Origin of the sequence: Sphingomonas sp. PP-CE-1G-424 (assembly GCF_004341085.1) — a bacterium.
Taxonomy (GTDB): domain Bacteria; phylum Pseudomonadota; class Alphaproteobacteria; order Sphingomonadales; family Sphingomonadaceae; genus Sphingomonas.
The window spans coordinates 180,704-201,724 of record NZ_SLXW01000004.1 but is presented as its reverse complement, the minus strand read 5'-3'; the positions used below and the strand labels follow the sequence as shown (position 1 = coordinate 201,724).

Sequence of the window (21,021 nt, the reverse complement as noted above, 5' to 3'; positions counted from 1 at the left end):
TTAGGAACGAATTCTTAAAGCTCCGCTGCCAGCAGAGGGCAGCGAAGCGCATTTTTTAGTTCGCGCGAAATCACGCATTCCTCCCAGGATGCACGGGACGGCGCAAGCCGGCACGCTCACTCGCGGTCGCTGGATGCTGGATGCTGAACCGTCGAATAAGCACTTAAATAGCCAACAGTGCCCGCTCCCTGACTCGATCCTCCTATGATTGTAGAAATATTACTGAAACGGGCCTACGAAGCATATGTCGATCGCGAACATGGTACGCGCCGGAACGGCGGCGTTGATAACTTTGTTGCTGGTTGCGGCCCTGGTGGCAGCAACCAGGGTTAACGCGATCCGCATGGGGGGTGACATGCAGGTCAAGTCGCAACAGGCGGCCGATCTGATCGCTGACGTCCTTCCGCCGCCGGAATACGTGATCGAGCCCTATCTGGAGGTCATGTTGCTGCGTGAACAGCCGCAACGGATAGCGGAGGTACGAACCCGCCTGCAAAAGCTCCACGCGGACTATACGACCCGTCATAATTACTGGGTCGGAGCAAACCTTGCGCCCGAGCTAAAACGGGGTGTCACCGAGGCCACCCACGCCCCCGCTGCCGCCTTCTGGCATGAACTCGAAAGCAACTACCTTCCCGCGGTTCAACGCGGCGACCGGGTTGCGGCCGACCGCAGCTATGCAACTCTGACCGGCTATTACACCGCGCACCGCCAGCAGGTGGACGCACTGGTGACGACCGCCACTACCTATCAGTCTGCGCTTGAAGTCGAGGCTGCTGCGGTGCTGCGGACGGCGCTGATCTGGCTTTGCGGTCTGGCAGCGCTGCTGCTCGTGCTGATCGTCACCGCATCCTACACGCTGCTCCGCAAGGTGGTCCGCCCGTTGGTGGAGGTGTCGGACGTAACCGCACGGCTCGCGGTTGGGGAACAGGCGACCGTGCCGCACCGCGGCCGCCGCGACGAACTGGGCCGCATCGCCGATGCTGTGGAGCAGTTCCGTTCGGCATCGGCCGCGCGCACGGCGCAGGATGCCCGGTCCGCCGCCGAACAGCAGGAAGTAACGGCTGCGCTCAGCAGCGGCCTGTTGGCGCTCCACCGCGGCGACCTCACCGCGGAGATTCGCGGCGACTTCCCGCAATCCTATGTTGCACTCAAGACCAACTTCAACGCCGCACTGGCGGGCTTGCGCACGCTGATCGCGGCGGTGAGCGAAAGTGCGGCCAGGATCAGCACCGGGTCGGGCGAGATCGCGCACGCTTCCGAAGACCTAGCGCGTCGCACTGAATCGAACGCCGCCAGTCTCGAACAAACCTCCGCCTCCGTGGCGCAGATGGATACCCGGCTCGAAGCAACCGCCGCATCGGCAATTCGCACCGTGGAACGTGCCGATGGCGCCATCGCCAGCGTCGGTAATGGCCGCACCGTTGCCGGAGAAGCGGTGCAGGCGATGACCCGCGTGTCGGACAGCGCCAAGGACATCGATGACGTGATCGAAGGGCTCGACAAGATCGCTTTCCAGACCCGCGTCCTCGCCATGAATGCCGCAGTGGAAGCCGGCCGCGCCGGGGACGCGGGCCGCGGTTTCGCCGTGGTTGCCGATCTCGTCTCAGCGCTGGCAATGCGAGCAGAGGAGGAGGCCGGCCGGGCCCGTGAACAGCTTACCGCGACGCAGGCCGGTATCGTTACGGCAGTCGGCTTGGTGCAACGGGTCGACGGCGCACTCGCCGACATTTCGACAGATGTCGTGGAAGTGCATGGCCTGCTCAAACGCATCGCCGATGACAACCAAGCTCAATCTACCGCTGTGTCGCAGATCAACGCCGCCATCGGCACGATGGACCGTTCGACCCAGCAGAACGCCGCTATGGTGGAGCAAACCTCCGCTGCTGCGCGGACTCTATCGAGTGAGGTGCTGGCGCTTGCGGAACAGGCCGCACGCTTTAACACGAACGCTGAAACTGCCCCGCGTGCGCGCACTACCCGAGAACAGCACCTCGAAATGGCGGGGTAAGACACGCAGCCGGACTCACACTGATGCCACATGGCGTTGGCATGCTCGGAACCCGCGACGGTAATCATGCTTCGGTATCCTGCGATATTTCTCTATCCGACTTCGCAACAGACCAAAGACGCGCGACGTAAACGGTTTGGAAAGGCACCGAAATCGCGCATCCTCCTCAGGATGCACGGGACGGCGCAAGCCGGCACGCTCACCCGCGGTCGCTGGATGCTGAACCCGTTGGGTTCGCGCCTCGGGGGCTTGGTGAAGCTTCAAACTGCGCATGCCATAGGCGTTCCTTCTACATTTAGATCTTACAACGCCTCTGTGTGACCGCTCGGCGGATTTGCACTATCAACGAAGGCGCGGATGCGGGCGAGGATGGCGCGCAGCTCGGGGTTCTCGACCTCGGCGATCACGTCGTCGACCGTCGCGGTGTCCAGCTTCTTCTGACGCGCGAGCTTCTCGACGACGGCGCGGACGAACTCGCTCGGCTTACTTAGCATGCGCCGCACGCACTCGGGCACCGTTGGCGGCTGGAGCAGGATGAAGGCGTTCGAGATCTGCTCGCTCTGCTGCTCATCGGGCAGGGCATCCTCGATTGGTACGCACCGCCGCATCCAGTCGAGGAAGCCGCAAGCCTTTAGGCGCGCAACCGCCTCTACAACATCCCGCCGCTTATGGTCTGCGGCAGGCGAAGAGCTATGCGCTCAGCAGTTGGCTTTGCTTCGATGAAGTCTTCGTCATGGCGCGGGTGGCGGTTGCAGGCGCGACCGTGCGCGGGTAGGCGAACAGCCGATGCGTTCGGCGTACCATTCTTCGTCGATCGAGACGCGCGGGTCGGCACGGCGGCGGAGCGTTGCGGTCGGTCTGACGATCGTCGCGCATATCCTGATCATCCTGTTGCTGCTGCGGCTGGCGCCGTCGATGGTCGCCAAGCCGGTGGAACCGCGCAACCCCGTGACGTTCCAGCTGGCGCCCGACCAGGCGACGCCGACCCCGGCCAAGCGGACGCCTTCGCCGACCAAGGTGAAGCGTGCGAGCGGTGGTTCTCCGCAACGTGCGGCGCCGCGCGCCGATGCCGCGCAGACGCCCCCCGCGCCGCCCAAATCGCCGCCACCGCTGCCGATCAAGATGCTCGGCGGTATGGAGATGTTCGACGCAGCCGATATCTCGAAGATGCCGTCGCATCCCGACGACCAGCTTGCCGGCGGTGACGGTGGGAGTGGGTCGGGCAAGGGGAAGGACAGCGGTTCGGTCTATGGTCCGGGCGAGGGTCCTGGCGGCGAGCGTCTGATGAAGGTCGAATGGTATCGTCGGCCGACCGATGCGGAGCTGAACGGCTATCTGAAGAGCGCGCCGCCACCGAACAGCTGGGCGAAGATCGCGTGCCGGATGATCGCCAACTATCAGGTCGAGAATTGCCGAGCCTTAAGCGAGTCCCCGGTCGGGTCGGGTCTCGCCCGGTCGATGCGTCAGGCCGCGTGGCAGTTCCGCGTCCGTCCGCCGCGCGTCAACGGCAAGCCTATCCTCGGCGGCTGGGTCGAGATCGACATCGAGTTCAATTCCGGCTCGGCGCCATAAGCGACCGCAGTCTTCGCACCGTCAGGGTCGCGCCGGTTCCGGCACCACGGGTTGCACGACGCTCGCGCTAGGCTCCGCGGTCGGCATCTGCTCGATGATCGGCATGGCCGCGCGCGGGGGCGGTTCGGTGACCCCGCCCGGCCCGAGGATCGCGTCGACGTTGCGGCCGTGGAGATGATCGATCTCCGCCTGGCGTCGGCGCAGGTAGAATTCGCGCGACGCCGCATAGGGATCGGCGGCGTTGTCGTGCAAATCCTTCAGCGTGTCGTCGAACTCCGAGCGATGATCGAGCGCGCCTAGGACGCCGGCCGGGATCGTGTAGGTCGGACTGGTGAACGGCTTGCCGACCGCGACCGGCAGCATCAGCCGATCGACTCCGCCGCCGATCAGATCGCGCAGCGTCGTCGGGCCGACCAGCGGCAGGAACAGGAACGGCCCGTTCTTGACGCCGTAATAGCCCAGCGTGTTGGCGAACCCGTTCGACCGGCGCGGCAGGCGGAACGGCCGGCGCTTGGCGATATCGAGCACGCCGACCGCGCCGACCGTCGAGTTGATCGCGAACCGACCGACGGTTTCGACGGCCTTGCCGGGTTTCAGCTGCAGCAGGAAGTTCACGAACACGATCGGTTCGCGCAGATTGTAGAGGAAATTGTGGATGCCGCGGCGGATCGGCGACGGGACGGTCTTCTTGTACTGACGCGCGACCGGCCCGACGAACGCCTTGTCGACCGCCTCGGTCGCGTCGAACGCGGTCGCGTTGACCGATCGGAGCGGATCGCCCGCGAGCGCTTTCCGCCCGACGACGACGATATCGTGCGGCGACCCGGCGGTGCTGCCGGCCTTCCGCGGTGCAGGGGTCGCCTCTATGATCTGTCGATCGGTTTGCGGCGACACGGGGACCGGTGCGGGCGTGGGAGTAATCGACAGCGACGTTATCGGCGGCGGCACCGCTTGATCGTCGACGCGCACTGGCGGTTCGACCGGCTGTTGCGCGGCGAGCGACTCGCCGTTCGCCTGCATCGATGTTGCAGCCATCAGCAACGCGGTCGTCCAGGCCAACATATGCACTCATCACCCTTGTAGCCGGCCGCACTGTGCGCTCGCCGAAGCAGGGGCGCCACCACAACCCGATCGGTTACAGCCGCTGTGACGATTAGCGCGGCATAGCAAGCACCTAATGATGCCGGACTGTCATATGCGGTAATACAGTGACAGGAATTTTACCCGCCGTCCGATGGCGGTCGGCGCATCTAACGAAGCGGTTGCTTCGCGTCGGTCGACAGCGTGCGCGACAGCGTCACGAAACCACGACCGTCGACCTGGATCTCGTTGAACGCCGGGGGCGTGCCGCGCGTCCGCTTCGACAACGTGCCCGCACCGATCATGCGGACCGTCCTGCCCTCGCGATCGACGGGGATATCGAAGGGATCGTGGACGTGGCCGGACAAGACGGCATGCGCCCCCGCCTCTGCCAAAGCGGTCAGCGCCTCGTCGCCATAGCGCGTCCTGGCCGTACCCGTCGTCCCGCCTTCGATCAGCGGGTGATGCGCGGCGACGAAGACCAGATTGCCCTTCGGCGCGTCGGCGATCAGCGTCAGCGCACGCCGCAGCGAGCCCTGCCCCACCCTGCCCTTCGACCAGTTCCAGCGCCACTGCGCGCGCGCGGTCGTCTTGAGCGGCACGATCGTCACGCCGGGCAGTTCCAATGGGCGTTCGATCATCTGCTCGACCGCGGCATAGCGCTGATACGGTGCGAAGATCCGCCGGAACGGGTCCCAGTAATAGGGGATGTCGTGATTGCCGACCTCTAGCGTGACCGGCACGCCGAGCGAGCGCAGCCAATCGCCGCCGCGTTCGAACTCGCGCTTTGTCGCACGCATCGTCAGATCGCCCGTCATGATGACCGCATCGGGCATTTCCGCGGCGACGCACTGGTCGAACCAAGCGATCGCCGCAGGATCCTCCGCGCCAAAATGCACGTCGCTGACGTGGAACAGCTTCAGCATGCGAGGGTCACGCAAGTTCGGCGAGCGACGCGGGCTGATGCACCGGGCAACCGTTGAACTTGCCGCGGAAGTTCGCGGACAACGCGTAGGTATCCTTGCGCGCACGGTTGACCCCGCCGAGCGGCTGGTGCGCGGTGACACCGTTCCAGATGCTGTAGACCAGCGCATCGTCGGTCCGGTCGGTCACGCCCTGCTCCCAGGAGATTTGCGGCTCGACCGTCAACGTCGCGACGGTGACGAACGGGCTCTCCGCTTCGTCCCACACCACCGACGCGTCCTCGATCGGCATCGTCTCGAGGTCGCGGTTGAGTTGGACGCGAAGCTCCCATGCGCCGCCATGCTCGATCAGTTCCTCGCGGACTACCTCGCGCAACGCGTCGGGGCGCGCAGTGATGTCGACCATGTCGCCGGTGAGACGCGTCAGGCTTGGCGAGACGGGGAACAGCGCGACCTTCGCGATGTAATCGCCATAGCGCAGCGGGGTTTGCGAGTAATAGGTTTCGCCGAGCGGATGGACGGGTTTCGCGCCGCCCAGCGTCTGCAGCGTCGACGACTGACCGCCAACCGCTTCGAGCGCGGCTTCGACGACGCGGAAGGTAGCGGACATCGCCTTCTTCACGCCCTCGAACTTGTCGGTGGTTTTCGACAGCAGCTTCAAGTTCTTCGAAAACGCCTTGGCATCCGCTGCGGCGAACGCAGGCCCGTTGACCATGATGAAGTCCTGGGTCGTCGCGTCCTCCGATCCCGGCAACCGCGCGCCAGCGACGTCGAGGATCTTCAGCGCGAGACCGCGCGGCAGGCTGATGCTGTCGTCGAGGATGTCCCCGGCATTGGTCGAGATGCGCAGGATCGCCTCGTGCTCGCCCGGCGTTGCGAAGATTCCCTGCGCCAGTTCGGGCGGCAGATCGGCGGCGACGACCAGCGTCCCGCGGGCGATACCATGCGCCTTGGCATGAACCGCGCGCACCGCATGCCCATAATCCTGCGACGTCGTCTCGAGAATCTCGCGGAACGAGTCTTTGAGGCCGGCCAGCGTCTCCTGCTCGTCGGAGGCGACCGTCTCGACGGACGGATCGTAGCGGACGGGGGGCTTGCTGGGCATCGGTGGAACTCCATTTCGTACCGCGTCGTAACCCTTTGGTCTCGAAAGACGTTCCGCGAAATTGCGACCACGACGTTGCAAACCGGATGCCAACCGCCGATCAGCGACATCGAAGGAGCCCATGATGCACATACCCGAAGTCACCCCGCCAACCGTCGCGATCGTCGGCACCACGGACCGCTTCCCGGTCCGCCGCATTTTCTGCGTCGGGCAGAATTATGCGGACCATGCCCGCGAGATGGGATCCGATCCCGACCGGCAGCAGCCGTTCTTCTTCTCGAAGCCGGCGGATGCGGTGGTCGCGAGCGGCACGACGCTGCTGTTTCCGGCGCAGACCGACGACCTCCATCATGAGGTGGAACTGGTCGTTGCGATCGGCGTCGGCGGGAAGGATGTCGCGGCGACGGAGGCGGCGGCGATGATCTTCGGCGCTGGCGTCGGCATAGATCTGACGCGCCGCGATCTCCAGGCGGTCGCGAAGAAGGCGGGTCGTCCGTGGGACATGGCGAAGGGGTTCGATCGGTCGGCGCCGATCGGTGCGCTGACGCCCGGTGCGCCGGCCGCGCAGGGTGCGATCGCGCTGGCGGTCGATGGCGACACGCGGCAATCGGGTGACCTGTCGATGATGATCTGGAGCGTGGCCGAGGTGATCGCGGCCCTGTCGAGCTTCGTCGAACTCGCACCGGGAGACCTGATCTTCACGGGTACGCCTGCCGGCGTTGGCCCGATCCGGCGCGGCCAGCGCGTCCGCGCGACGATCGATGGCCTCGAGCCGCTGGAGATCGCGTTCGAAGACTAGGAGGGATCTCCAATAAGTTCGGTTCGGCAAATCCCACCCACTTTCGTCATGCCGGGCTCGTTCCGGCATCCACGGTGCCGCACGATAAATAGTATTTGGTTTGCGGAACGGTGGACCCCGGAACCAGTCCGGGGTGACGGAGAGACTGTGGGAATGGCGCGACCCAGTCGACCGTTCGGGGTCTACCGTCGCCTGTACTACCTCTATCGATTTCCCAGACTGCGAGGCCAGCGCCGTTCCGCTATTGCACATCGTTATCATTTCTATACGACTGCGCGGATGAACGAGCGCGGCGCTGCACATTCGGAACGGAAGATCGGCGTGCGCCCGTGACTCGCGGTACGATCAAGGCGTGGTACCTCGTCCACAAATGGACGAGCCTGATCTGCACGGCGTTCCTGTTGATGCTGTGCGTGACCGGGCTGCCGTTGATCTTCCACGAGGAGATCGACGGCTGGCTCGATCCGCCCGCACCGCTCGCGCCACTGCCGGCGACGACCCCGGCGCTGTCGCTCGACACCATCCTCGCGCGCGCCGCTGCGCAGGCGCCGGGCGATATCCCGCTCTATCTGAGCTTCGACGACCACCAGCCGATCGTCTATGTCACGACCGGGCCAACCCCCGATGCGGTCCCCGCGGCGATGCATTTCCTCGCGCTCGACGCGCGCACCGGCGCGATGCTGCCGCCGCATGTCGACGGCGTCATGGATTTCATCCTCAAGCTGCACACCGACATGCTGCTAGGCTTCTGGGCTGAGATCTTCCTCGGTTTCATGGGCCTGCTGTTCTTCGCGGCGATCGTGTCGGGCGTGGTGCTCTACGCGCCGTTCATGGCGAAGCTCGACTTCGGCACTCTACGCCGCAACCGCAGCACACGACTCGGCTGGCTCGACCGGCATAATCTGCTCGGCATCGTCACGCTCGTCTGGGCCAGTGTGGTCGGGCTGACGGGTACGATCAACACGCTGGTCGTGCCGATCACCGGGATCTGGAAGGCGAACGGGCTCGCGGCGATCATCGCTAGCGAGGCGCGGACGCCGCTCGGCGCGCAGCGCGCGTCGGTGCAGGCTGCGCTCGACGCGGTGCAACGCGAGGCGCCAGACATGACGCCGCAGTTCATCGCCTTTCCCGGCGTCGTGTTCAGCAGCAAGCACCACTACGCCGTGTTCCTGCGCGGGACGACGCCGCTGACGGCGAAACTGCTGCTGCCGGGGTTCGTCGATGCGGCGACCGGGCGGCTCGACGCGGTGACGCCGATGCCGTGGTACATGCAGGCGATGCTGCTCGCGCAGCCGCTGCACTTTGGCGATTATGGCGGGATGGCGATGAAGATCGTCTGGGCGGTGTTCGACGCGCTGACGATCGTCGTGCTCGGCAGCGGGCTGTATCTGTGGCTGCGGCGGCGCGGCGGGCCGAGCGAGCAGCGTGTTCGCGAAGTCGTGATGGCGGGTGAAGCATGAGGCAAAGGACGACGCTGCAGGTCTTCGGCGTGCCGATTCTGCTTGGGATCGCCACGCTGCTCGGGCTGGGCGCCGGGCTGATCGGCGATGGCGGCTGGGACGTTGCGGCCGGGCTGCTGCTCGCCGCGCCGCTGGCGATCACCGGATGGTATTGGACGCGGACGGCGCCGAAGACCAGACGCGACCGCACTGGCGCGGCTCACCACATGCCCGCAGTTCGCCGGGTGTGACGAAACGGGGCCGGCGGATTGCCGACCCCGTTTCTCAGTTTCGTTCTCGGCTCAGACGCCACGCGCCGGTTGTGCAGTACCGGTCGTTGGAGCCGGCACGGTGCCGGTCATCGGCGCCGGCGGGGTGCCGGTCACCGGAGCCGGTGGCGTAACACCGGGTGCTGGAGCCGGCGGCAGCGTGCCGGGTGCCGTTCCCATCGGCGCCGGGGGGACGACGCCGGCTGGCGGCGGTGGTGGCGGCGCGCCGGGTCCACCTGGGCCACCGGGGCCGCCGGGACCGCCATCGGGGCCGTCAGGACCCGGGCCACGAGGACCACGCGGCGGACCACCGACCGGGCCGAGCGCGGTCACCTTGCCGCCCGCACCGACCAGATACGACGCATGGACGAAGCCCTGGTCGAACTGGCCCTGGACGGTGACCGGCTGCCCAGCGGTGACGAGCGTGCCGTCCTCGCCTTCGCGACCGAGATCGACCAGCGCACGGCCGGTGCGATCGGCCATCACGAACTTGTTGCCATAGACTTCGGCGACGGTGCCGCGGATCGTGACGATGCCGTCCGACTGGAGCGAGCGGATCGCGACCGGCGTGGCGGGGGCCATGCTCACCGTCGGGCGAGTGGCGGCGACCGTGACGGCGCCGGCGGCACCGCCGACGACGAGCAGACCGGCGGCGGCGATCGCCAGGCGATTGCGGCGAAACTTCGAAGGATTGGCGGGGTGTTCCGACATGATGTCTTTCCTCTCGTTGGTTGACGAGAGACGCTCTACGCCGAGTCGGCCGACGCCCGCTGAACCAAGCCGTTCAGTTTCCGTTTGGCACTCAGGCATAAGGCCAGCGGGTCAGGGGAAACACGCATGCGGGTATTGGTGGTCGAGGACGACGTGGCGATCGCCGACGGGTTGGCGCGGGCGTTGCGCGCGGAGCATTTCGCGGTCGACGTCGCGACCAACGGCGAGGATGGTGGCCATCTCGGCGCGACCGAACTCTACGACGTCGCGGTGCTCGATCTCGGCCTGCCCAAGCGCGACGGTCTATCGGTGCTGCGCGACTGGCGGGCGGCCGGGCGCGACCTGCCGGTGCTGATCCTGACCGCGCGCGACGGATGGTCGGAGAAGGTCGAGGGGTTCAAGGCCGGCGCCGACGATTACGTGGTGAAGCCGTTCCGCGTCGAGGAAGTCGTGATGCGGCTGCGCGCGCTCGTCCGCCGCGCCGCGGGTCATGCCGCCTCGCGCGTGACGTGCGGACCGCTGGCGTTCGACGCGCAGCTCGGCACGTTCGAGCTCGACGGCCTGCCGCTGAAGCTGACCGCGTTCGAGTGGCGCGTGCTGTCCGCGCTCATGCTCCGGCGCGAAGTGGTGATCGAACGCGCCGACCTGATCGAACGCGTCTACGAGGGCGATGCCGATGTCGATTCGAACTCGATCGAGGTGATCATCGGCCGGCTGCGGCGGAAGATCGGCGCGCAGATGATCGAGACGGTGCGCGGCCGCGGCTACCGGTTGACGGGCGGCGGCGCGTGAGCGTGCGGCGGTCGCTCGTTCCCCGGTCGTTATACGGCCGGATGCTGGCGATCTCGGCGATCTCGACGCTGGTCGCGCTGGTGTTCGCGGGGTTCGCGATCAGCCATGTTCTCGAACGCTTCGTGATGCACGGGCTCGACGACCGGCTCGATGCGCAGGTGTCGGTGGTCGCGCGCGCGGTCCGCCCCGACGGGACGCTCGACCGGGCGCGGGTGGTCGATCTGGCCGGGTTCGATACGCCCGGATCGGGCTGGGCCTGGCAGGCAGTCGGTCCCGCGGGCCGCTGGACCAGCGACGGGGCATTGCCCGAGGCTGCCGCCCTGCCCGGCCCCGACACTGCCCTCCCTCGCCCGCCGCTCGCGGGTCGGCCACCGGCACTGCCAGAGATCGACGACCGGCAGCCGCGCCCCGGCGAGACGCGCGACCGGAGCGGCCAACGCCTGCATTCGCGCACCTCGACCCTTGCCAGTCGCGCAGGTCCGGTGACGATCACCGCGATCGGCCCGCGGCGGATCGTCGAGGCGCCGTTGCGCGAGGCGATGATCCCGCTGCTCGGCTCGCTCGCGCTGCTCGGGATCGGTCTCGGGCTGGCGACGCTGGTGCAGCTCCGGATCGGGTTTCGGCCGTTGCGCGATCTGCGCACGTCGCTGGTGGCAGTCCGGGGCGGCAGCGCGCGTCACGTGCCCGACGATCAGCCGGGCGAACTGCGCCCGCTGGTCGTCGAACTCAACGCGCTAATCGACCAGAACGCCGCCGGGCTGGCCCATGCCCGCCAGCATGTCGCGAACCTCGCGCATGGGCTGAAGACGCCGCTCGCCGCACTGTCGCTCAAGCTGGCCGAGGCGAACGCGAGCGACGACCTGCGCGACATGGTCGACCAGATCGATTCGCGCGTCCGCCATCATCTCGGGCGCGCGCGCGCCGACGCCGCCGGGTCGGGCGCGCGCGCGCGGACCGCGATCGCCCCCGCGATCGGCGATCTTACCGACGTGCTGCGGCGCATCCATGCCGAGCGCCCGCTGTCAGTCGACATCACCGTCCCGGCCGAGATCGTGATGGCGATCGACCCGCAGGACCTCGACGAGATGGTCGGCAACCTGCTCGACAATGCCTGGCGCCACGCGCGTGCGCGAATCTCGGTCATCGCCGTTATAGAAGGCCCCCTCGTGTCCCTGGCGATCGCCGACGACGGCGACGGGCTCAACAATGCGGTGATCGACCAGGCGATGATGCCCGGCCGTCGGCTCGACGAACGCGGCGACGGGCATGGCTTCGGCCTGTCGATCACGCGCGAACTCGCCGAGCTCAACGGCGGTGGGTTAACGCTGGGACGATCGTCCGAACTCGGTGGGTTATCGGCCATGCTGACGCTGCCGATCCAGGCGTAAGGCTCGCTAAGCCCCCGACAAAACTTCGGGAATTTCGGAACTTACAATTTTTGTCCGGCGAATAAGATCTTGGCCCCTGCTCGCCGGGGCTGCTGCACTTAAGTCGAAATTAACCTTTTACCTTCATTTGTCCTGTGGTTAATGAATGGAAGTCGAGCTGCGGACATGAGGTGTCGAGCGGTCTCGCGAACAGGGGACGACGCATGCGGGTGCTGCTGATCGAGGACGAGCCGACGACGGCCAAGGCTATCGAGCTGATGCTGACGACCGAAGGGTTCAACGTCTACATCACCGATCTCGGGGAAGAAGGCCTCGATCTGGGCAAGCTGTATGATTACGATATCATCCTGCTCGATCTGAACCTGCCAGACATGCATGGCTACGATGTGCTCAAGCGCCTGCGGGTCGCGCGCGTGTCGACGCCGGTGCTGATCCTGTCGGGCGTGAACGAGATGGACTCGAAGGTCCGGAGCTTCGGCTTCGGCGCCGACGATTACGTCACCAAGCCGTTCCACCGCGAGGAACTGGTCGCGCGCATCCACGCCGTCGTCCGCCGCTCGAAGGGTCATAGCCAGTCGGTCATCCGCACCGGCAAGCTGGCGGTCAATCTCGACGCGAAGACGGTCGAAGTAGATGGCAGCCGCGTCCACCTGACCGGCAAGGAATATGCGATGCTGGAGCTGCTGTCGCTCCGCAAGGGCACGACGCTCACCAAGGAAATGTTCCTCAACCACCTGTATGGTGGGATGGACGAGCCGGAATTGAAGATCATCGACGTGTTCATCTGCAAGCTGCGCAAGAAGCTCAGCCTGGCATGTGACGGCGAGAATTACATCGAGACCGTCTGGGGTCGCGGCTATGTGCTGCGCGAACCCGACGAGGTGCTCGAAGCGCAGGTCGCGTAACTCCCCTGTATTTTGGGAGCGCTGAAGGCCGCGGTACCGGGGGGTGCCGCGGCCTTTCGCATGTTTGGCGGGCGCCGCCAGAGGGAGGTGGCACCGGAGGTGACGGAAGGGGAGGCGCGCGAAACCTCTGTTCCGTGTCCGCCCCCTCCGACTGGCAAGCGCCAGCCACCTCCCCCTGGCGGGGGAGGATTGCGAGACGCCACCTATTTCTTCCGCCGCAGCCGCCGGAACAGGCCGCGCTTGCTGAGCGCCTCGAACATTTCTTCCGGGCCTTCGGGATCGAGCACCTCGTTGTCCGCCAGCCATTCCTCGACCGCGGTCAGGTCGGGGACCTCGTAGGGCTGGACTGTCTTCCCCTTACCGCGCAGGCGCTCGATCGTCTCGATCAGCGACCCGGTCTCGGCGATCAGATCGCTGACCACCGACACCTCGACCCCAAGATGTTCGGCGATCAGCCCGTCGCGGATTGCGGCGATGCCCCGCGCGGTCGCGTCGTCGGTCGCGCGAATCGCGAGGTCGCATTCGGTGTCGAGCCGCAGCGAGCGGTTGTTCATGTTCGACGACCCGAGCCGGAACACGTCGTCGTCGGCGATCAGGATCTTCGCGTGGCAGTAGATCGGCTCGCCGCCCGCGGTGTAGGGATGATACATTCGCAGCCGCCCGTGCGTATCGCGCCGGTGCAGCGCCTCCATCAGCCGCGCCCGCGCGGTATCCATCGCGATCGGTTCGAGCCAGCCTTGCGCGGTGGTCGGGTTGATGATGACGATTTCGGGCCCGTCCGCCTCGTCGAGCCGCCGCGCCACCGCCTCGGCGATTTTCCGCGACGCGAAATACTGGCTCTCGATGTATAGATGCTTCTTCGCTCGCGCGATCTGGCCGAGGAACAGCGCCTCGCTTTCGTAGACCGGTTCCTGATCGGACATCTCGGGTTCGCTGCGCGCGATCGCGACGTCGACGTCACGAAAATCGACCGGTAGCCCCTCCGGCCAGTGTTTTCCGCCTGGTTGGCCCGCCGCCATCTTCATCCCACCAGCCAGGTGCCAGCGCCGCCGGAACAGCTCGCCCAGTGCATGCGCCACGGGGCCCTGCACCGCGCTGATCGCGTCGTGCCACGGCTTGTACGGCTTACCCGACGGCTGGACACGGTGCGGATCGCCATCGCGGTGATCGCGCGTGTCCCAGCGGTCGCCGGTCATGTCGATGCCGCCGCAGAACGCCAGCGCATCGTCGATGATGACGATCTTCTGGTGATGCGATGCGGCGGTCGGATGATGCCCGTCGAGCTTGGTGTGGATGCGCTTGTGCTTCATCCATTTCATCATCGTGAAGACGGTCGAGCCACGGAACAGCGACTTGATCGCGCCGGTATCCCAACGGAGCACGAAGATCTCGAGGTCGGGTTCGCGGTCGACCAGCCACAGCATGAACTCGCCAAGCGTCTTGGGCTCGCCGGGACGATCGACGCCGGGTTCGAGGGCGATGCGCGCGTCGAAGTCCCAGCCGATCAGCAGGATGCGACGCTTGGCGCCCATCATGGCGACGCGCGCGGTCCGGAAATAGTCCGCCGCATCGACGATCACCGCCATCTGTTCGGCGCGTTCGACCCGCCAGCATTCCGTCCCGACCTGCATTCGCGTCCCTTCGTTTGCCTGTCGGCAATACCTGCGGCTGGACGATTGGTTGCGGATGCACCTGTATCGCCGCCCCCCGCGCGCCTATCTAACACGCTGATGAGTCCTCCTACCCAGCCGCCCGCCCAGCGCAAGGTGATCCATGTCGACATGGATGCCTTCTATGCGTCGGTGGAGCAGCGCGACGATCCGTCGCTGAGGGGGAAACCGGTCGCGGTCGGGGGATCGCGCGCGCGCGGCGTCGTGGCCGCGGCAAGCTACGAAGCGCGCGCGTTCGGGGTGCGCAGCGCGATGCCGTCGGCTACCGCGATCCGGCGCTGCCCCGACCTCGTGTTCGTGCCGCCGCGGTTCGACGTGTACCGCGACGTCTCCGACCGGATCCGCGCGATCTTCGCGGATTACACCGAGCTGGTCGAGCCGCTGTCGCTCGACGAGGCGTATCTCGACGTGACCGAGGACATCCGCGGGCTCGGCACCGCGGCGGCGATCGCGGAGGAAATCCGCGCGCGGATCAAGGCGGACACCGGCCTCACCGCCTCCGCCGGGGTCAGCTACAACAAGTTCATCGCCAAGCTCGCTTCCGACCAGAACAAGCCCGACGGGATCTGCATCATCACCCCCAAGCGCGGCGCGGCGTTCGTCCAGTCGCTGCCGGTCAAGCGCTTCCACGGGGTCGGGCCGGTCACCGCGCAGAAGATGGAACGGCTCGGCATCCTGACCGGCGCGGACCTGTTCGGGCGCAGCCTCGCCTTCCTCCAAGCAAATTTCGGCAGCTATGCGGAGTATCTGTACGGCGCGGCGCGCGGCATCGATCACCGCCCGGTACGCGTCAATCGTGCCGCCAAGTCGGTCGGCGCGGAGCGGACGTTCGAGACCAACCTGCGCGATCCCGACGATCTGCGCGCCGCGCTCCACCGGGTGGCGGACGCCGCGTGGGTCCGGATCGAAAAGCACGGTACGCGGGGACGGACGATCACGTTGAAGCTGCGGCATGCCGATTTCCGGACGATCACGCGGGCGCGGTCATCGCTGTCGGCGGTGACGGACAAGACCGCGTTCCTGGCGGCAGGGCTGGATCTGTTGATGGCGCAACTGCCGGTGCCGGACGGGGTGCGGCTGCTGGGGCTGACGCTGTCGGGGATTGTTGGCGACGAGGACGAGGTACAGCCGAGCTTGCTGTGATGTGCTCCCTCTGCCTCTGGGGAGAGAGCTGGAATAATCTGCTCCCTCTCTCCTTTGGGGCAAAGGTTGGGGTGAGGGGCTGTTCCGGGCGGAGCATCGCTGGGCTGCCCCTCACCCCGACCCTCTCCCCGCAGGGGAGAGGGAGCAGAGGAGGATCGCGCTTTCCCGTGGACGTTGCTTATCGCCGCGTTTACCCTTTGCGGACGAGACACGGGGGGAACCGCGATCGCACTCTGGTTCTTCATCGCAGTCGGTTTCAGTGCGGCAGGCTACGCGCTCTATCTCGCGGGGCTGCAGCGTCATCTGGTCGAGCCCAATCGCGCGTCGTGGCTCATCTGGAGCGCCGCGACCGGAGTCGAGGCGACCACCTATGCCGCGGTCAATCCGCATGCTCCGCAAAGCCTCGTCTTCGGCGGGTCGGCGATAGCCTGCGTCGTCGTCACGTTGGTCATGTGGCGGCGATCGCGGTGGCGCGCACCGACCCCGAGCGAAACACTATGCATGGCGTTCGCGTTCGCCGCGATCCTGCTGTGGGTCGCGTTTCACGAAACCTTCTGGGCGCACATGCTGGTCGTTGCCGCCGTGCCGATCAGCTTCTGGCCGACCTGGCAGAGTGTCCGGGAGGATCGCACGCGCGAACGTTCGCCCGCCTGGGGCCTGTGGACGTTCGGCGATCTGGCGACGCTGTTGCTGGCGACGCGGACGCAAGGCTCGGGGGTCGGCGAATACGGCTATATCGTCGTCGAGCTGCTCTGCCACGCGAGCGTGTGGTTGATGGTCGGACTGTCGACGATTAATCCGGCGCGATCGTTGGGGCTGCGGCTTGACCGGTTCTTCGTCCTCGATTCCTACCGCTCGACGATCAACCTGTTCGCAGTCGGCGAGACGCATCTCGGCAAGACGGTGTATGCCGCCGCGGGGTTCGCCGCGGGCGAGACCGTCATCCGCTTTTCGGGGCGCCGGATCGCCGCGGACCGCGTGCCTGCGGCGATGCACGGAACCGCGGATCGCTTCATGCAGGTGGCCGCAGGCAGTTTCATGGGCCCATCGGGGCGAATCGACGACCTGATCAACCACAGTTGTTCGCCTAACACCGGGCTGCGGTTCGTCGGCGACAATGTCTTCCTAGTGGCGATCCGCGATATCGCGGTCGGCGAGGAGATCGCGTGGGATTATTCGACCACGCTCGCCGATCCCGCCTGGCAGATGCCGTGTGCGTGCGGGAGCGCCTCGTGTCGGGGGATCATCGGCGGGTTCGACACGCTGCCGATCGCGCGCCAACGCTGGTTTCTCAAGCAGGAGATGGTCGCACCGTATCTCCGCCCGGCGATTGAAGGCGCGCGCGCCGCCTGACCGGGCGCGCGTCCAGACCGCAGCGGCCTACGCCGCCTTGGCGATCCCCGCTACCGCGCGGTGCAGCGACAGGATCGCGACCGCGCCCAATCCGGGCCCGTCGCTTTCCAGCCGCAACGATCCCTCCATCGCGGTCATCGAGTTCGCGCACCAGTGCAGCCCGAGGCCGCCGGACTTGTGATGCCGCGTCGAAAATCCGCGTTGGAACAGGTTTGGCGCGAGGTCGGGGGCAAACCCCTCACCATCGTCGCGGATCACGATCGTGACCCGGTCGCCTTGCTCGACGATCGACGTCATGATCGATCCGCCGCCGAGCCCGCGCGCGACGATCGATTCGGATGCGTTGCCGAATAGATTGCCGATCACCTGGCTGAGGATCACGCGGCTGGCCATCACCAGGATCGGCCCGGCGGGAAAGCTGAACGCGATCGAGACATTCTGCGAATAGCGCGCGATCGTCGCGTTGCGCGCGATGATGTCGGCGACGTCGCACTGTTCGAGGGTCGGCCGCTCGTGCGCGGCCTTCTGTTGCTGGCCGATGATTTCGAGGACGTGCGCCATCGCTTCGCGCCCGACCGCGAGTTCGCGGCGCGTCGCCTCGCGGTTGGCCGATTCCGCCTCGACCGCGGCGGCCACGAACGCGACCAGTTTGCGACGACGCGCCTCGGGAACATCGGTGCGGACGAGCTCGGCCAGCGCGCGGTCGACCGTGGTGCGCTCGATCGGTGGGGCCTGCGCAATACCCTGGCTGAGGATCGTGCTGATCGGGTTCAGCGCGTTGCGGACGTTGTGCATCACCGCGACCGCGCTTTCGCTGCGCCCGAGGTCGAAGGACTGCACCTCGATCTGCTCGCGCAGGTCCTTCAGCTGCCGGAGCATCGCGTTGAAGCTGCGACCGAGCGAACCGATCTCGTCGCGGCGTCCATGCTCGCTCAACAGCGCCAGCGAGCCCGACGCGCGCACCCGCTCCATATGGCTTTCGACGCGGTGCAGCGGACGCAGCACGAGCCGGGTGATCGTCCGTCGCAGGACGGCCAGGACGAGCAGCAGCAGGACGGTCGATCCGGCGACCGCGAGCAGCAGCATGCGGCGGCCGAGTAGGGATACGTCGCGTCTCACGCTGAACCGCGTGCTCGCGACGCCGCGGCCGTCGGCGCCCTTCATCGGCACCGCGATCGTCAGGATACCGGTCCGGGGCGTCACGGTTTCGGCGATCCCTGCGGCGTTCAGATCGATCCGGGCGTCGAGCTGGAGCAGGTCGGAAATCTGTTGCGAGGTGATGACCCGCGCCATCAGCACATAGCCGCGCGGCGCGCCGCTGCCGTCCGAGCGGCGCACGCGGGCGATCCCGACCGCCGCGACGCTGTCACCGATCCGCGCGTAGAACCGCCCCGAACTCCGCCCCTGCAGCGCCGCCATCAGATCCGTCCTCGCGATCGTCGCGATCAGCTGGCGACGCATCGCCGGCCGCTCGACGCCGCTGACCGGATCGCGCCAGCGGGCGATGACGACCCGGCCGTCGGGCGCGACATAGGCCATGCCATCGACGCCGATGTTGCTCATCGCCAGCGGCGAGAAGCTGTCGTTCTCGAATCGGGCGTGTTCGGCTCCCACGCGCCGAGGTGTCGCGTCGGGATCCACCATATAGGCGTAGCTGTCGTTCCAGTCGCCATAGTCGCGCACCGCGCTTTCGACCTTGGCCTCGTATTCGGACAGCGCCGCGCGGGTCCGCTCGATATGCCCGGCGATCGCCTTGTCCTCGAGCTGGGTGAAGCTCGGCGTGATGATACCGGCGAGCAGCATCGTGATCGCGATCGCCGCGCACAGCCCGACCGCGGTCATGATCAGCACGAGCTTGGCGCCGAGCGATGCCGGACCGCGGACTCGCCTGAACCGCCGCACCAGGCCGACGGGGAGTAGCGCCATCAGCCGCGCGTCCCGTTGCCCGACTTGCGATACACCATCGGACCATCGCCCGCGGTGTCGTCGCTGCCGCCGACGATCCGCGCATTGGCCATGTCCAGCGCGACTTCGGCGCTGACCGGACGCGAGAAGAAATAGCCCTGGAGATGGCTGGCACCGGCGAGGCGGAGCGCCTGGATCTGCGCTTCGGTCTCGACGCCTTCCGCGATCACGCCGAGTCCGAGCGCACGCCCGAGATGGATGATCGAATGGACGATCGCTGCGCTTTCGCGTTCGCGGCCCATGCCGTCGATGAACGACTTGTCGATCTTGAGGCAGTCGAGCGCGAACTTGCGGATGTTGTAGAGGCTCGAATAGCCCGTCCCAAAATCGTCGAGCGCGATCCGGAAGCCCATCTGGCGGAGTTTGTAGAGCGTGTCGGCGGCGCGTTCGGCGTCGTCGAAGATCGCGGTTTCGGTGATCTCGATCTGCAGGCGGGCGGGCTCGATCCCGGCGCGCTGGACGCTCTGCATGATGTGCCCGACGAAATTCTGGCGGCGGAACTGGCGCGGGCTGAAGTTGACCGAGACATATTGCCCGGGCCACTGCTTCAGGACCTGGAGCGCCTCGCCGAGCACCCAGTCGCCGAGTTCGTGGATGAGGTTCGATTCCTCCGCGATCGGGATGAAGGTGGCCGGGCTCATCGACCCGTATTCCCCAGTGTTCCAACGGATGAGCGCTTCGAACCCGATCACCTCGATCGCGCTTCCCGAGACGATCGGCTGGTAGACCAAACTGAGTTCGCCCTTGGCGATCGCCTGGCTGAGGCCGCCTTCGACCCGGCGGCGAAAGCGGATGCCTTCGTCCATGCTCTCGTCGAACAGCCGGACGATCCCGCGACCGCCACGCTTGGCATCGTTGAGCGCGAGATCGGCGCGACGCATGACATCGACCGGGTCGCCGCCCTGCCCGCCTTCGGTGACGACCAGCCCCGCCGATGCGCCGGCCTGGACCGAGTTGCCGAACACCTGGACGCTGACCGAACAGGCCGCGATGACCCGCTCGCACGCCATCACCGCCGCAGCCTCGCCGGCGGTTTCGAACAGGATACTGAATTCGTCGCCGCCGAGCCGTGCGACCAGCGCGCCCTCGGGCGACGCGCGATTGAGGATCGCGCACATCTCGCGGATCAGTTCGTCGCCCGCCAGATGGCCGAGCGTGTCGTTGATGAGCTTGAACCGGTCGAGGTCGACCATCACGGTCGCGAACGCACCTTGCGTCTTGGTGCGCTCCGCCAGCGCGCGAAGGAAGGCGAGACGGTTGGGCGCTTCGGTCAGCGAATCATGCGTGGCGATGTGGATCGCGCGGCTTTCGTTCGCCGCCAGCTCGGCACCCTGCTCCTCGAGCTGGATGACCTGCGCCGCGAGCTGATCGCGTGCCGCCACCAGTTCGCGGTCGTTCTCCCAGCGCTTGGCGAGCGCGGTCGCGGTCTGCGTGATCTCGGCGACTTCGAACGGCTTGGCGATGTAGAAGATCTTGTCGGCGGGCCCGGCGACCTTGCTGATCTCGACCGGCGAGAAATCGGAAAATCCGGTGACGATGACCAGGTTTATCGCCGGATCGATCGCCCGGATTCGCATCGCAGTTTCCCGGCCGTCGATCCCCGGCGGCATGCGAACGTCGATGAACGCGACCGTGAACGGATCGCCGTCGGCGCTGGCACGCTCGACCGCCGCAACCGCATCCAGGCCCTGGTCGCAGTGCGTCAACGCGAAGGCAGGGATCGCATCGGCGGTATCGCGCGCTTCGTCGGGTAGGGCGTCGCCGAACAGCTCGGCCGCCATCGCACCCAGCGTGTCGGCGCCGATCGGATGCTGTCCGGCGAAGCTGCGCCGATAGCTGTCGTGCATCGCCGGCTCGTCGTCCACGATCAGAATACGCATCGATGTACCGCTCCAT

At 66.6% G+C, this 21,021-nt stretch carries 18 protein-coding genes; 10 read left to right on the top strand and 8 right to left on the bottom strand.

Annotated features, from left to right (window positions below; genetic code table 11):
• The first annotated feature begins 244 nt into the window (after window positions 1-244).
• Window positions 245-2,011: a HAMP domain-containing methyl-accepting chemotaxis protein gene (locus C8J43_RS15080; protein WP_243645595.1), complete on the top strand. Its 1,767-nt coding sequence runs from the start codon at window positions 245-247 to the stop codon at window positions 2,009-2,011.
• A 302-nt stretch (window positions 2,012-2,313) separates the two neighbouring features.
• On the opposite strand, the gene C8J43_RS15075 is transcribed toward C8J43_RS15080, so the two are convergent.
• Window positions 2,314-2,619, bottom strand: a complete 306-nt coding sequence (locus C8J43_RS15075) for a hypothetical protein (protein ID WP_133031628.1) — start codon at window positions 2,617-2,619, stop codon at window positions 2,314-2,316.
• Window positions 2,620-2,797: 178 nt separating this feature from the next.
• On the opposite strand from C8J43_RS15075, the gene C8J43_RS15070 reads away from it, so the two are divergent.
• A complete protein-coding gene (locus tag C8J43_RS15070; protein ID WP_133031627.1) occupies window positions 2,798-3,583 on the top strand; it encodes a hypothetical protein in 786 nt (261 codons plus the stop codon).
• Between the two features lie 21 nt (window positions 3,584-3,604).
• Here C8J43_RS15070 and C8J43_RS15065 read toward each other — a convergent pair whose 3' ends face one another.
• From C8J43_RS15065 to C8J43_RS15055, 3 genes are all read right to left on the bottom strand, one after another.
• Window positions 3,605-4,618 (bottom strand): VacJ family lipoprotein, encoded by a 1,014-nt coding sequence (locus C8J43_RS15065; protein WP_243645594.1) that lies wholly within the window; start codon window positions 4,616-4,618, stop codon window positions 3,605-3,607.
• 215 nt (window positions 4,619-4,833) lie between these two features.
• The gene (locus C8J43_RS15060) at window positions 4,834-5,589 is read right to left on the bottom strand and encodes a metallophosphoesterase (protein WP_133031626.1); all 756 of its coding nucleotides are present in this window, start codon (window positions 5,587-5,589) and stop codon (window positions 4,834-4,836) included.
• 7 nt (window positions 5,590-5,596) lie between these two features.
• Window positions 5,597-6,691: a catalase family protein gene (locus C8J43_RS15055; RefSeq protein WP_133031625.1), complete on the bottom strand. Its 1,095-nt coding sequence runs from the start codon at window positions 6,689-6,691 to the stop codon at window positions 5,597-5,599.
• Between the two features lie 124 nt (window positions 6,692-6,815).
• Between C8J43_RS15055 and C8J43_RS15050 the strand changes: the two genes are divergently transcribed.
• From C8J43_RS15050 to C8J43_RS15040, 3 genes are all read left to right on the top strand, one after another.
• Complete coding sequence (locus tag C8J43_RS15050) at window positions 6,816-7,490, top strand: fumarylacetoacetate hydrolase family protein (protein ID WP_207893416.1); 675 nt, start codon at window positions 6,816-6,818, stop codon at window positions 7,488-7,490.
• Window positions 7,491-7,819: 329 nt separating this feature from the next.
• Window positions 7,820-8,950, top strand: a complete 1,131-nt coding sequence (locus C8J43_RS15045) for a PepSY domain-containing protein (protein WP_133031623.1) — start codon at window positions 7,820-7,822, stop codon at window positions 8,948-8,950.
• On the top strand, window positions 8,947-9,180 hold the full coding sequence (locus C8J43_RS15040) for a hypothetical protein (protein ID WP_133031622.1): 234 nt from the start codon (window positions 8,947-8,949) through the stop codon (window positions 9,178-9,180). Before C8J43_RS15045 ends, C8J43_RS15040 begins: the two co-directional genes overlap by 4 nt.
• A 51-nt stretch (window positions 9,181-9,231) precedes the next feature.
• On the opposite strand, the gene C8J43_RS22195 is transcribed toward C8J43_RS15040, so the two are convergent.
• Window positions 9,232-9,909 (bottom strand): hypothetical protein, encoded by a 678-nt coding sequence (locus C8J43_RS22195; protein ID WP_207893415.1) that lies wholly within the window; start codon window positions 9,907-9,909, stop codon window positions 9,232-9,234.
• Between the two features lie 126 nt (window positions 9,910-10,035).
• Between C8J43_RS22195 and C8J43_RS15030 the strand changes: the two genes are divergently transcribed.
• The 3 genes from C8J43_RS15030 to C8J43_RS15020 all read left to right on the top strand — a co-directional run bounded on the left by C8J43_RS15030 (window position 10,036) and on the right by C8J43_RS15020 (window position 12,994).
• Entirely contained in the window at window positions 10,036-10,701 is a 666-nt protein-coding gene (locus C8J43_RS15030) for a response regulator transcription factor (RefSeq protein WP_133031621.1), read from the top strand.
• A 41-nt stretch (window positions 10,702-10,742) separates the two neighbouring features.
• Window positions 10,743-12,089: a HAMP domain-containing sensor histidine kinase gene (locus C8J43_RS15025; RefSeq protein WP_133031620.1), complete on the top strand. Its 1,347-nt coding sequence runs from the start codon at window positions 10,743-10,745 to the stop codon at window positions 12,087-12,089.
• 203 nt (window positions 12,090-12,292) lie between these two features.
• Window positions 12,293-12,994 carry a response regulator transcription factor CtrA gene (locus tag C8J43_RS15020; protein ID WP_055872989.1) on the top strand — a complete coding sequence of 234 codons (702 nt, stop codon included), beginning with the start codon at window positions 12,293-12,295 and terminating at the stop codon, window positions 12,992-12,994.
• A gap of 203 nt (window positions 12,995-13,197) precedes the next feature.
• On the opposite strand, the gene C8J43_RS15015 is transcribed toward C8J43_RS15020, so the two are convergent.
• The gene (locus C8J43_RS15015; RefSeq protein WP_133031619.1) at window positions 13,198-14,625 is read right to left on the bottom strand and encodes a phospholipase D-like domain-containing protein; all 1,428 of its coding nucleotides are present in this window, start codon (window positions 14,623-14,625) and stop codon (window positions 13,198-13,200) included.
• A gap of 99 nt (window positions 14,626-14,724) precedes the next feature.
• Here C8J43_RS15015 and dinB point away from each other — a divergent pair, with 99 nt between their 5' ends.
• Window positions 14,725-15,807, top strand: a complete 1,083-nt coding sequence (gene dinB / locus C8J43_RS15010) for a DNA polymerase IV (RefSeq protein WP_133031618.1) — start codon at window positions 14,725-14,727, stop codon at window positions 15,805-15,807.
• 174 nt (window positions 15,808-15,981) lie between these two features.
• Entirely contained in the window at window positions 15,982-17,160 is a 1,179-nt protein-coding gene (locus C8J43_RS15005) for an SET domain-containing protein-lysine N-methyltransferase (protein ID WP_243645593.1), read from the top strand.
• A 27-nt stretch (window positions 17,161-17,187) separates the two neighbouring features.
• Here C8J43_RS15005 and C8J43_RS15000 read toward each other — a convergent pair whose 3' ends face one another.
• Both C8J43_RS15000 and C8J43_RS14995 read right to left on the bottom strand, forming a co-directional pair.
• A complete protein-coding gene (locus C8J43_RS15000) occupies window positions 17,188-19,086 on the bottom strand; it encodes a CHASE4 domain-containing protein (protein WP_133031617.1) in 1,899 nt (632 codons plus the stop codon).
• A complete protein-coding gene (locus C8J43_RS14995) occupies window positions 19,086-21,005 on the bottom strand; it encodes an EAL domain-containing protein (RefSeq protein ID WP_133031616.1) in 1,920 nt (639 codons plus the stop codon). Before C8J43_RS14995 ends, C8J43_RS15000 begins: the two co-directional genes overlap by 1 nt.
• Between the last annotated feature and the right edge of the window lie 16 nt (window positions 21,006-21,021).